The organism is Microbacterium sp. NPDC091662, from assembly GCF_044756705.1.
Lineage (GTDB): Bacteria > Actinomycetota > Actinomycetes > Actinomycetales > Microbacteriaceae > Microbacterium.
This window is the reverse complement of the sequence record NZ_JBIVTM010000002.1, coordinates 146066-157202: the sequence shown is the minus strand read 5'-3', so window position 1 is coordinate 157202 and position 11137 is coordinate 146066. Positions and strand designations below refer to the sequence as shown.

Below are 11137 nucleotides of genomic sequence, written 5' to 3'. Positions count from 1 at the left end.
CCGTGGGGAGGAGGCGGCAACAACTGCGACCGGAAGGGGGATGTCAGCCGACGAGCTCGTTCAGGAGGCCGACCGCCTGGTCCCAGGCGCCCTGGGTGTCGGTCTCGCGGCGGTCGAGGCTGCTGAGGGCCGGGCCGAAGACGTTCTCCTGGATGACCGAGTCATCGGCGCCCTTGAACTGGGCGACGACGCCCTTGGCGCGCTCGGCGAGGATCGCCCCGGTCGGCGCGTCGTTGAAGAACGCGTTCGGCGTCGCATCGGCGGCGAGCGTCTCCTGTGCCTTGATCGTCGAGGGGAAGTTGCCCGCGGCGGCGGACTGCTTCACCTGCTGCTCGGGCTGCGTCAGCCAGTCGGCCAGCTCGGCGGCCGCCTTCTTGTGCTGCGAGGTCTCGGGGATAGACAGGAACGCGCCACCCCAGTTGGCCGCACCGCCGGGGAACACGTCGGCGAAGTCCCATCCGGTCGACGCGTCGCCGCCGCCGGCCTCGACCTGGCCCTGCACGACGCCGAGCATCCAGCCCGGGCACACGAAGGTCGCGAAGGTGCCGTCGACGAACGACTTGCCACCGTTCCAGTCCCACGCCGTCTGCGCGGCGGACTGCCCGCCCTCGGTCGCGGCACCCAGCAACTCGAAGCGCTCCTTGAGCTCGGCGTTGTCCTCGACGTTCAGTTCGCCGTCGATCGTGTAGTAACCCTCGTCGAGCTGGTTCACCATGGCGTTCCAGACGAAGCCGGAGTGGTCGTACCAGGCCTTGCCGGTCTTCGCGGTGTAGTCCGCGCCGACAGCGAAGTAGTTCTCCCAGTCGCCGTTGAGGAGCTCGGCCACCGACTCGCGGTCGCTCGGGAGCCCGGCCGCCTCGAACGCGGCGCCGTTGTAGCAGATGCCGCTCGGTCCGATGTCGGTGCCGTAGCCGATGACGCGGCCTTCGGCGTCGGTCGCCTGCCCGTACTTCCAGTCGACCCAGTCGTCCTTGCGGTCCTCGATGCCGTAGTCGCGCAGGTCGACGAAGGTGTCGGAGACGTCCATGATCGCGCCGAGCCAGCCCTCTTCGACCGCGACGATGTCGCTGAGGCCGGAGCCGGCGGCGATCTTGGTGAACGCATCGGTACGGGCGTTGCCGCCGGTGTCGATGTTGGTCGCCTCGATCTTGACGTTCGGGTGGGCCTTCTCGTACTCCTTGTAGAGATCTTCGTAGCCGAAGGTGCCGAACGTGGTGACGGTCAGTGTGACCTCCTCGTCGGCGCTTCCTTCCGCGGCGTCGCCGGTGCTGCCGGAGCAGCCTGCGAGGGCGAGGGCGGAGACGGATGCCACGGCGGCAGTCACGAGGATCCGGTTGCGGGCACGTGTGTTCACGGTTCACTCCTTTGTGGTGGTCGTGCGGTGTTGGTGCGTCGGGACGTTGTGGGAGCGCTCCCACGAACTGAGGAATCACTCTATGGGAGCGCTCCCACAGTGTCAACCCGGCCGCCGCGGGGTACCCTTGGGCAGTGCCCGAAGCCACGCTCTCCCCTGCCCTCGTCCGCGCCGAATCCCTGATCCGCAACGTGCCGGACTACCCACAGCCGGGCATCATCTTCCGCGACATCACGCCGCTCCTCGCCGACGCCGAGGCCCTCCGCGTGACGACTGAGGCGATCATCGAGCCCTTCGCCGGTCAGTTCGACGTGATCGCGGGCATCGAGGCGCGCGGCTTCATCCTCGCCAGCGCCGCCGCCATCGCCGCGGGCGTCGGCCTCATCCCGATCCGCAAGGCAGGCAAGCTGCCGCGCCCGGCAGCATCCGTCGACTACGCCCTCGAATACGGCACCGCGACGATCGAGATGCACGACGACCTGCCCGCCGGATCCCGCGTGCTGTTGATCGACGATGTGCTCGCCACCGGAGGAACCCTCGCCGCAGGTCGCGAGCTCGTCGAGCGTCTCGGCAGCCATGTGATCGGCATCTCGGTGCTGTTCGAGATCGACGGCCTCGGCGGCCGCGAGGCGGTCGGCGACCTGCACACCGTCTTCCACTCCGCCTAGCCCCCCCCCACGCACTGCTCGTCGAGTGCACGGGTACTCGGCGAGGGCACGGCATCCCCCCGCACACCGGCCGTGCACTCGGCGAGATGTCGTGCACTCGGCACCGAGGGGGCGTGGGGGGCGGAGGGGGCGGAGGGGATGGGGGGATGAAGGGCGGGTGGGCCGAGGGCAGTAGACTGGGTGCGCCCGTCCGCCCGCGACTCTTGGAGCCGTCATGCCCACCATCGTCGTCGACGTCATGCCCAAGCCCGAACTGCTCGACCCGCAGGGCAAGGCCGTCTCCGGCGCCTTCGCCCGCCTCGGCGTCGAGGGCTTCACCGACGTCCGCATCGGCAAGCGCTTCGAGCTCACCGTCGAAGGCGAGGTCACCGACGAGGTTCTCGCCGAGGCCCGGCGCATCGCCGACGAGGTGCTCTCCAACTCCGTGATCGAGGACGTCGTCGGCATCGAGGTCGCGGAGTGACCGTCCGCATCGGCGTCATCACCTTCCCGGGTTCACTCGACGACCGCGACGCGCAGCGCGCGGTGCGCATCGCCGGCGCCGAGCCGGTCGCCCTGTGGCACGGCTCGCACGACCTCGAGGGCGTCGACGCGCTCGTGCTCCCCGGCGGCTTCAGCTACGGCGATTACCTGCGCGCCGGCGCGATCGCCGCCCTCTCGCCCATCATGAGCGAGGTCAAGGATGCCGCCGCCAAGGGCATGCCCGTGCTCGGCATCTGCAACGGCTTCCAGATGCTCGTCGAGGCGCACCTGCTGCCCGGCGGCCTGATCCGCAACAACCACCAGCACTTCGTGCGCCGCGACCAGAAGCTCACGGTCGAGAACTCCGACACCGCCTGGACCAATGCGTTCCGCACCGGCCAGGAGATCGTGATCCCGCTCAAGAACGCCGACGGCGGTTACATCGCCGACGAGCAGACCCTCGACCGCATCGAGGGCGAAGGCCTGGTGGCGTTCCGCTACGCCGGAGTGAACCCGAACGGATCGCTGCGCGACATCGCCGGTCTCACCAACGAGGCGGGCAACGTGGTCGGCCTGATGCCGCACCCCGAGCACGCCACCGAGGCGGGCTTCGGCCCCGACACCTCGGTCGCCATGCGCAGCGGCATCGACGGACTCGACTTCTTCACGAGCGCCATCGCCGCGGTCGCCCGCGTCGCCGCATAACCCGCGGCGGAAGCGACCGGCCCGCGGCCCGGCCTTCAGTCGACAGGCAGGGTGAACGGGTTGTCGCCCGCTGCCGCGAGCAGGTACCAGGCGGTCGCTCCGGTGTGCAGGCTGGCGTAGTAGAGGTCGCCGAACCCCGAGTCGAGACCGTCGTTCGAAGTCGCGACGATGCCCTTGCCGTCGCCGTTGGGAGCGTCGCGCTGCGCCAGCCGGATGCTGCTCAACAGCGTCTCCACCCGGTCGGCGTCTCCCGGTCCGTCGCGCAACGTGAGTGCCAGCGCGAGATGCCCGCTGCCCTCGAACCATGCCTTCGACACATCGACCTCGCTGATCGATGGGCCGGTGTACGGACCGTCGGTGGCGATCAGGTTCGCGAGCGTCCAGTCCAGCGCGGCGCCAAAGCGCGGGTCGCCGGTGGCGAGTGAACTCCACGTCTGCGCATCCAGGGGGATGGGGCGAGTGTTGACCGTCGAACCGTCGAGGCCCGTTCCGGTGTTCACGTGGCCGTCGGCGCTCTGCATCGTCGCGACGAAACCCGCGGCGACGGCCGCTCTGTCGGACCACACCGGGTCGCCGGTGAGCTGAGCCAGCTGCGTGAAGAACCCCGACACGTCGCTGTTGTGCTCGGTGGACTTCCAGGTGAGCGACGTGCCGTCCTCGAGCTGACCCCCGGTGTACCCGTACGGGGCTCGGACCATGTCGGCCGTGTTGTCCTGGATCCACCGGCCGACGCGCAGCGCGCCATCGAGGTACCGGGAGTCCCCGGTCGCGTGCGCGAGACGAGTGAGGGCCAGTCCGACCCACGCCTGGTTCCCGGTGAAGCTGCCGGGGCCGGTGATCTCCACCCGTCCCTGGCGGATACCGTGCGGCTCATACGACGCCCGCGTGCGGCCGTCGCCGATCGGATCGTTCTCCTGCACGAACAGGAGCGTGTCGCCGATCGCCCGCGCACGACGGAGGTCGTCGGGAAGGCCACGGGCGGTGTACGCGATGATCACGAGCGCATCGTCATAGACGAACGAGGGAGTGAAGTCCCAGCTCGGGGTGGTGAAGAATCCGCCCTCGTAGCTGCGCGGCAGACAGTGCCCGGCCCCATCGCAGAACTGGTCGACGCGCGCATCCAGGAACTCGTACGCCAAGGCGACCGACTGCGAGGGGTCCAGGGGACTCGCCCCGGACGCCTGGTCATCCGACGAGCGCATGGCACCCCACGCGGCAGGAGCCGCACCCACCAGAACGGCCGCGGCGACGAGTGCGGCGGCGACCGCCCACGGCGCCGATCGGCGCGAAGAACCGGACATCGAGACCCCTCGGTCAGAACCGCGCGCGGGTCGGCAGCACGCGGGCGACCGGCAGGTCGCCCATCGAGCCTCGCACCCCGCGTCCGCCCGCAGAAGCGGCGAAAGTCTAGGGATCCCTCACCGATCGGCGAGACCTCCGCGCGCATCTCCCGACGGCCTCGGATCTCCGAGTGTCGGCGAGACGCCCTAGGCGAGCGCCGGCGGCCAGACGCCGATGAGGATCGCCATGACGACGACCGTGACGAGCTCGTGTGCGATGTTCAGCGTGGTGAGCCGGGTCGAACGCCCCTCGAACGCGTCGTGAGTGATGAAGCGGGCCGCCGTGAACCCCGCCCACAGCGTGACCGCGGTGACGATGGCGCCCCAGAAGTACGATCCGCCGTAGAAGTGCCACGCGATCGACGAGGCGCCGGCGAGCACCCAGGCGGTGATGAAGCTCACGATGACCGTGGTGATGATCGGCCAGGCCGCTGTGGCTGCAGGGCGATCCATGTCGACGTTCGCGAGCTTCGACCAGCGCGTGCCGAACACCTTCGGGGCGTACCAGACCGAGCCGACGAGCATGCTCGACGCGGTGGCCAGCAGGACAGCCCAGTAGTTGATCTCGGGAACCATGACAGCCTCCACTCCTCGGATGCCTCACCCTACTCCCCGCCTGCGATCGCACCGCCGGCGACACCGGCATGAGACCGCGACGGATGCATGACCACGGACGCTGGACGATCATGCGAATGGCCGACCGTCATGCAAGTGGCGCGGCCTCCACCGGCGGAATCCGCGGCACCGAACCGATTCGATCCCCGCTCTGGCATGAATGTAAGCGTTTGCACTAACCTGTTCCCATGGCACAGCTTGAGCAGATCGCAGCCCCCGGTTCCGAGTGGTGGCGCAGCGCCGTCATCTACCAGATCTACCCCCGCTCCTTCGCGGATGCCTCGGGTGATGGGATCGGCGACCTGCCGGGCATCACCAGCCGGCTCGACGCGCTTCAGGAGCTCGGCGTCGACGCGATCTGGCTGAGTCCGTTCATGACCAGTCCGCAGCGCGACGCCGGCTACGACGTGGCCGACTACCGCGACGTCGACCCGCTGTTCGGCACGCTGGCCGACTTCGACGACATGCTCGAGGCCGCGCACGCCCGCAGCATCCGCGTGGTGGTCGACCTGGTCCCGAACCACTCGTCCGATCAGCACGTCTGGTTCCAGCAGGCGCTGAAGGCCGCACCGGGAAGCCCCGAGCGCGCGCGCTACATCTTCCGCGACGGCAAGGGCGAGAACGGCGAGCTCCCTCCCAACAACTGGGAGTCCGTGTTCGGCGGCGGCATGTGGGAGCGGGTCGTCGAAGCCGACGGCACCCCGGGCCAGTGGTACCTGCACATCTTCGACGCCACTCAGCCCGACTTCGACTGGACCAACGAAGAGGTGCGCGAGGAGTTCCGCTCCATCCTGCGCTTCTGGCTCGACCGCGGTGTCGACGGCTTCCGCGTCGACGTGGCCCACGGCATGATCAAGGCCGACGGCCTTCCCGATTACACGCCCCCGAGCGATGCCGACTCCATGGGCGGCGGCGAGTCGAACGTGCCGTACTGGGGTCAGGACGGCGTGCACGACATCTACCGCGACTGGCACAAGGTGCTCGCCGAGTACGACGGCGACCGCGCCCTGTGCGGCGAGGCCTGGATGCCGACGCTCAAGCAGACAGCTCTCTGGGTGCGTCCGGATGAGATGCACCAGACGTTCAACTTCCCGTATCTGATGACGCCGTGGGACGCGAAGGCCCTCGGCGACGTCATCCGCGAGTCGCTCGACGACTTCGGCGCGGTCGGCGCCCCGAGCACCTGGGTGCTCTCGAACCACGATGTGGTGCGCCACGCCTCGCGCCTCGCGCTGACGGCGGACAACCCGCAGGGCGAGGGCATCGGCCCGAACACCCCGAGCAAGCCCGACACCGCGATCGGTCTGGCCCGCGCCCGCGCCGCGACCACGCTGATGCTGGCGCTGCCCGGATCGTCGTACCTGTACCAGGGCGAGGAGCTCGGGCTGCCCGAGGCGATGGAGATCCCCGACGAGTACCGTCAGGACCCGACCTGGTTCCGCACGAACGGCGAGCGCTACGGGCGCGACGGATGCCGCGTGCCGCTGCCGTGGGAGGCGGAGGCTCCGGCCTTCGGCTTCAACGACACCGGCCTGTCGTGGCTGCCGCAGCCGGCCGACTGGGCGGCCTACGCCCGCGACGTCGAAGAGGTCGACCCCGCATCGACGCTCGCGCTGTACAAGCGTCTGCTGGCCGCGCGTCGTGAGCACGGCTTCGGCAGCGGCTCGCTGGTCTGGGAAGACGCCGGCCCCGACGCTGTGGCCTTCCGCCGCGGAGACGTGCACGTGGTCGCGAACCTCGGTACCGCGCCGATCGAGCTGCCGGCCGACGCCTTCGTGATGCTGCAGAGCCAGCCGTTCGAAGGGTCGTCGATCCCGGTCGACACCGCCGTCTGGTACACCACCGCAGCCCAGGCCTGATATCCAGGTCTGACAGGGCCCTTCCGGTCGCGATTGCCGTCGCCCACCCCGTGGGACACGACGGGAATCGCGACCGGAACACTTTTCGAAGAGGAACACATGGCCAGCATCGATGAGGTCGCCCGGCTCGCCGGCGTCTCCACCGCGACCGTCTCGCGCGCACTGAGCGGACGCGGCCACGTGTCCGAATCCGCGAAGGAGAGGGTGCAGGCCGCGGCCCAGACGCTCGGCTACGTCGTCTCCTCACGGGCGTCGAGTCTCGCCTCGGGACGCACTCGCAACGTCGGGGTCGTCGTCCCTTTCCTCGACCGCTGGTTCTTCAGCACGGTGCTCTCCGGCGTCTCGGCCGCCCTGATGCGCGAGGGCTACGACATCACGCTCTACAACATCACCGCCGACAAGGACGTGCGTCGGCACGTGTTCGACACGTTCCTGCGGCGTCAGCGTGTGGATGCCGTGATCGCAGTGTCGATCGAGCTCGACGAGGACGAGACGCAGTACCTGCTCGATCTCGGGCTTCCGGTGATCGCCATCGGCGGCCCGAACCCGAAGCTCGACACCCTCACGGTCGACGACGTCGCGGTCGCGCAGTTGGCCACCGAGCACCTGATCAGTCTCGGCCACACCGACATCGCGCACATCGGGGCGAACCCGGAGTTCGACATCGACTTCCACATCCCGACCAACCGCCGCCTGGGCTTCGAGAAGGCTCTGGCGAAGGCGGGGATCCCCCTCAACCATGCCTTCCTCGAGCCTGCCGACTTCACCGTCGAGGGCGGCTACCGGGCGGCGAAGCAGCTGCTCGGACGGCCGGGCCCTCGGCCCACCGCCGTGTTCGCGGCCTCGGACGAGATGGCCATCGGCGCACTGCTCGCGGCCCGCGACCTCGGCTTCAGCGTTCCCGAGGAGCTGTCGATCGTCGGCATCGACGGGCACGAGCTCGGCGAGTTCTTCCGTCTGACCACCGTCGATCAGTTTCCGCTCGGGCAGGGCGAGCGCGCCGCGGACGCCGTGCTGGCGAAGCTCGCCTCCCCCGATGCCGTGCACATCCCGTCGGCGCTGCCGTACGAACTGAACGTGCGCGGCACGACCGCCCGCCTGCTGCAGCCGGAACGGGCGCCCCGCTGACGCGTTCACAACTCAGGAAGACGGCCCCGAGATATGCGCGGCTGCCCGATTTCGAGTGCCCGCGGGACCAGACCTCCTGAGTTGTGAACGCAGCGCGCCTCAGCTCGCGACGATGAGTCCCGCCGTCGCCGTGCGTGCAGCCTCGAAGCGCCGCTGCACGTCGGGCCAGTTCACGAGGTTCCAGAACGCCTTCACGTAGTCGGCCCGCACGTTGAGGTAGTCGAGGTAGTAGGCGTGCTCCCAGACGTCGAGCTGCAGCAGCGGAGTGACACCGAGCGGCGCGTTGCCCTGCTGGTCGAACAGCTGGAAGATCACGGGGCGCGCGCCCACGCTGTCCCAGGCGAGCACGGCCCAGCCCGATCCCTGCACACCGAGTGCGGTCGCCGTGAAGTGCGCGCGGAAGGCGTCGATCGACCCGAACGCGTCGACGAGCGCCGCCTCGAGCTCACCCTCGGGTGCTCCGCCGCCCTCGGGCGAGAGGTTCTGCCAGAACACCGAGTGGTTGATGTGGCCGCCGAGGTTGAACGCGAGGTCCTTTTCGAGCTTGTTGACGTTCGCGAGGTCACCCGCGCTGCGGGCCGTGGCGAGCTGCTCGAGTGCGGTGTTCGCCCCCGTGACGTAGGCCTGGTGGTGCTTGGAGTGGTGCAGTTCCATGATCTTGCCCGAGATGTGGGGCTCGAGGGCCGAGTAGTCGTAGGGCAGCTCGGGGAGCGTGTAGAGAGTGGACATGTCGTCTTCCTTTCAGTGGTGAGTGTCGTGCGGAAGTGCGTGGAAGCGGCGATCGATGTAGACGAGGGGACGCCCGGGGAGTCCCGGCAGCACCTCGATGACCTCGGCGATGACCACGGTCGACGAACCGACGGCCACGGTCTGGATCGGACGGCTTCGCAACGCGACCCTGGCCTCGGGGAGGTGCGGTTCGCCGGTCGGCAGTGTCGCCCATCCCTGTTCGGGCGTGAATCGCTCGGACCCGCTGACCGCGAAGCTCTGGGCGAGATCGGAGTGCTCGTCGTCGATGAGGTGCACCACGAACGTGTCGGCGCCGAGGATCGCTCCGGCCGACCCGGTGGCTCGGGTCACGGAGAACACGATCGCCGCGGGATCGACCGCCACCGAGGCGACGCTCGACGCGGTGAGACCGACCGGCCCTTCCGGCGTGCTCGCCGTGATGATCGCGACTCCCGCCGGATGGGTGCGGAAAGCGGCCTTGAGCCCCTCGCCGATCGGGGTGGGTACGGGTGTCGCGGTCATCGACCTGCCTCCATCATCTGCTCCTGCTTCGCATGTGTCAGCATCTCATCACGCTCGACGAGCTTCGTCCGCTCACGACCGCGCTCCGCTCCGGCCCCGCGCTCGGCGGCGTCGATGCGCAGCCAGCCGTCGAGGTCGACCGCATGAGAGAGGTGGGCGATCGGATCGTCGTCCCGCGCCTCGCGCTCCATCGCATCGAGATCGTCGACGACGTGACCGATCGTCTGCGCCGCATCCGACTTGGTCGATCCGATGAGCCCGACCGGGCCGCGCTTGATCCAGCCGGTCGCGTACAGTCGCGGGATCGGCGCTCCGTCGGCATCGACGACGCGGCCTTCGACGTGCGGCACGACCCCGAGAGCGGCATCGAACGGCACTCCGGGAACAGGTGTCGAACGGTAGCCCACCGCGCGGTAGACGGCTCCGACGTCGTAGCGCAGCAGTGCTCCCGTGCCGACCATGCGGCCGAGCTCGTCGGATGCGGTGCGCTCCATCTCGATGCCGGTGACCGCGTCCGCGCCGAGCAGGCGCACCGGACGTTGCCGCAGGTGCAGGTGGATGCGACGTGAAGCGATGCGGCTCGCGGGGTCGCGGGCCGCCCATTCGGTCATCGTGCGCACGATGATGCGGCGCTGCGAGAACTGCGCGACCATCCGCTCCGCGTGCTCGTCGAGGGCGAGTTCGTCCGGGTCGACGATCACATCGACATCGTCCTGCTCGGCGAGCTCGCGCAGCTCCATGGCCGAGAAGCGCACGTCGGCCGGGCCCCGACGGGCGAACAGGTGCACGTCACGCAACGGGCTGGCCGCGAGCTGGTCGAGCACGGCATCCGGGGTGTCGGTGTGGATCAGCGCCGAGGCATGTTTGGCGAGGATCCTCGTCACGTCGAGCGCCACGTTACCGGCGCCGAGCACGGCGACCGACTCGGCGGCGAGCGGCCAGGTGCGGGGCACATCGGGGTGCCCGTCGTACCAGGCCACGAAGTCGGCCGCGCCGAACGAGCCGGGCAGGTCGATCCCGGGGATGTCGAGAGCGACGTCGAGGTCGGCCCCCGTCGCCACGATCACACCGTCGTACGCGGCGCGCAGCTCGTCGATCCCGATGTCGACGCCGATCTCGACGTTGCACCGCAGCCGGATGCGCGGGTTCACGAGCACCTCGTGGAGGGCATCGGTGATCTTGCGGATGCGAGGGTGGTCGGGCGCGACGCCGTAGCGGACGAGACCGTACGGCGCCGGAAGCTTCTCGAAGAGGTCGATCGAGGCGGTCGGCACCCGGTCGAGCAGGATGTCGGCGGCATAGATGCCGGCCGGTCCCGCTCCGACGATGGCGATGCGCGGTTCGGCGATGGTCATGCGTGTTCCCCCTGTGGTGCGAGCGCGGCGATGATCGGGTGGTCGAAGGCGAGCATCCCCGTCTTCGCGGCGCCTCCGGGAGACCCGAGCTCGTCGAAGAACTCGACGTTGGCCTTGTAATAGTCCTGCCACTCGTCGGGAAGGTCGTCTTCGTAGAAGATCGCCTCGACCGGGCACACCGGCTCGCAGGCACCGCAGTCCACGCACTCGTCCGGGTGGATGTAGAGCGAGCGTTCGCCCTCGTAGATGCAGTCGACGGGGCATTCGTCGATGCAGGCCTTGTCCTTCACATCGACGCACGGCAGAGCGATCACGTAGGTCATCGCGGGGTCTTCGTTCGGGTCACGCTGTCCTCGTTCGGTCGATCGGCCCGGCTCGGGGCCACTCGTCAACCGTAAAA

At 69.1% G+C, this 11137-nt stretch carries 12 protein-coding genes; 5 read left to right on the top strand and 7 right to left on the bottom strand.

The genetic code is table 11. The features are described from left to right. Positions 1-43 precede the first annotated feature (43 nt). On the bottom strand, positions 44-1354 hold the full coding sequence (locus ACIQLD_RS14125) for an ABC transporter substrate-binding protein (RefSeq protein ID WP_402608848.1): 1311 nt from the start codon (positions 1352-1354) through the stop codon (positions 44-46). Positions 1355-1488: 134 nt separating this feature from the next. On the opposite strand from ACIQLD_RS14125, the gene ACIQLD_RS14120 reads away from it, so the two are divergent. The 3 genes from ACIQLD_RS14120 (at position 1489) to purQ (ending at position 3189) form a co-directional block, all read left to right on the top strand. Continuing rightward, positions 1489-2022, top strand: a complete 534-nt coding sequence (locus ACIQLD_RS14120; RefSeq protein WP_402608846.1) for an adenine phosphoribosyltransferase — start codon at positions 1489-1491, stop codon at positions 2020-2022. A gap of 214 nt (positions 2023-2236) precedes the next feature. Further along, complete coding sequence (purS, locus tag ACIQLD_RS14115; RefSeq protein WP_017204254.1) at positions 2237-2485, top strand: phosphoribosylformylglycinamidine synthase subunit PurS; 249 nt, start codon at positions 2237-2239, stop codon at positions 2483-2485. Continuing rightward, positions 2482-3189, top strand: coding sequence for a phosphoribosylformylglycinamidine synthase subunit PurQ (purQ, locus tag ACIQLD_RS14110; RefSeq protein ID WP_402608844.1), 708 nt, complete (start codon positions 2482-2484; stop codon positions 3187-3189). The genes purS and purQ overlap by 4 nt, the downstream gene beginning before the upstream one ends. A 35-nt stretch (positions 3190-3224) precedes the next feature. Here the strand turns inward: purQ and ACIQLD_RS14105 are convergent, their stop codons facing one another. Together ACIQLD_RS14105 and ACIQLD_RS14100 are read right to left on the bottom strand one after the other, a co-directional pair. Next, entirely contained in the window at positions 3225-4490 is a 1266-nt protein-coding gene (locus tag ACIQLD_RS14105; protein WP_402608842.1) for a hypothetical protein, read from the bottom strand. A gap of 186 nt (positions 4491-4676) precedes the next feature. Beyond that, positions 4677-5105 (bottom strand): DUF1761 domain-containing protein, encoded by a 429-nt coding sequence (locus ACIQLD_RS14100; RefSeq protein WP_402608840.1) that lies wholly within the window; start codon positions 5103-5105, stop codon positions 4677-4679. Positions 5106-5332: 227 nt separating this feature from the next. On the opposite strand from ACIQLD_RS14100, the gene ACIQLD_RS14095 reads away from it, so the two are divergent. Together ACIQLD_RS14095 and ACIQLD_RS14090 are read left to right on the top strand one after the other, a co-directional pair. Continuing rightward, the gene (locus ACIQLD_RS14095) at positions 5333-7003 is read left to right on the top strand and encodes a glycoside hydrolase family 13 protein (RefSeq protein ID WP_402608838.1); all 1671 of its coding nucleotides are present in this window, start codon (positions 5333-5335) and stop codon (positions 7001-7003) included. A 99-nt stretch (positions 7004-7102) separates the two neighbouring features. Continuing rightward, a complete protein-coding gene (locus ACIQLD_RS14090) occupies positions 7103-8131 on the top strand; it encodes a LacI family DNA-binding transcriptional regulator (RefSeq protein WP_402608836.1) in 1029 nt (342 codons plus the stop codon). A gap of 99 nt (positions 8132-8230) precedes the next feature. On the opposite strand, the gene ACIQLD_RS14085 is transcribed toward ACIQLD_RS14090, so the two are convergent. From ACIQLD_RS14085 to fdxA, 4 genes are read right to left on the bottom strand one after another with little or no spacing between them, the layout of a single operon-like run. Further along, positions 8231-8860: a superoxide dismutase gene (locus ACIQLD_RS14085; protein WP_402608834.1), complete on the bottom strand. Its 630-nt coding sequence runs from the start codon at positions 8858-8860 to the stop codon at positions 8231-8233. 12 nt (positions 8861-8872) lie between these two features. Next, complete coding sequence (locus ACIQLD_RS14080) at positions 8873-9382, bottom strand: flavin reductase family protein (RefSeq protein WP_402608833.1); 510 nt, start codon at positions 9380-9382, stop codon at positions 8873-8875. Next, on the bottom strand, positions 9379-10737 hold the full coding sequence (locus tag ACIQLD_RS14075) for an FAD-dependent oxidoreductase (protein WP_402608831.1): 1359 nt from the start codon (positions 10735-10737) through the stop codon (positions 9379-9381). The genes ACIQLD_RS14080 and ACIQLD_RS14075 overlap by 4 nt, the downstream gene beginning before the upstream one ends. After that, positions 10734-11060: a ferredoxin gene (gene fdxA / locus ACIQLD_RS14070; RefSeq protein ID WP_021199249.1), complete on the bottom strand. Its 327-nt coding sequence runs from the start codon at positions 11058-11060 to the stop codon at positions 10734-10736. The genes ACIQLD_RS14075 and fdxA overlap by 4 nt, the downstream gene beginning before the upstream one ends. Between the last annotated feature and the right edge of the window lie 77 nt (positions 11061-11137).

Excerpts from the sequence above, each read along its gene's own strand:
- purS (WP_017204254.1), top strand. The coding sequence starts at position 2,237 with ATGCCCACCATCGTCGTCGACGTCATGCCCAAGCCCGAACTGCTCGAC.
- ACIQLD_RS14105 (WP_402608842.1), bottom strand. The coding sequence starts at position 4,490 with ATGTCCGGTTCTTCGCGCCGATCGGCGCCGTGGGCGGTCGCCGCCGCA.
- ACIQLD_RS14100 (WP_402608840.1), bottom strand. The coding sequence starts at position 5,105 with ATGGTTCCCGAGATCAACTACTGGGCTGTCCTGCTGGCCACCGCGTCG.
- ACIQLD_RS14095 (WP_402608838.1), top strand. The coding sequence starts at position 5,333 with ATGGCACAGCTTGAGCAGATCGCAGCCCCCGGTTCCGAGTGGTGGCGC.
- ACIQLD_RS14090 (WP_402608836.1), top strand. The coding sequence starts at position 7,103 with ATGGCCAGCATCGATGAGGTCGCCCGGCTCGCCGGCGTCTCCACCGCG.
- ACIQLD_RS14085 (WP_402608834.1), bottom strand. The coding sequence starts at position 8,860 with ATGTCCACTCTCTACACGCTCCCCGAGCTGCCCTACGACTACTCGGCC.
- ACIQLD_RS14080 (WP_402608833.1), bottom strand. The coding sequence starts at position 9,382 with ATGACCGCGACACCCGTACCCACCCCGATCGGCGAGGGGCTCAAGGCC.
- ACIQLD_RS14075 (WP_402608831.1), bottom strand. The coding sequence starts at position 10,737 with ATGACCATCGCCGAACCGCGCATCGCCATCGTCGGAGCGGGACCGGCC.
- fdxA (WP_021199249.1), bottom strand. The coding sequence starts at position 11,060 with ATGACCTACGTGATCGCTCTGCCGTGCGTCGATGTGAAGGACAAGGCC.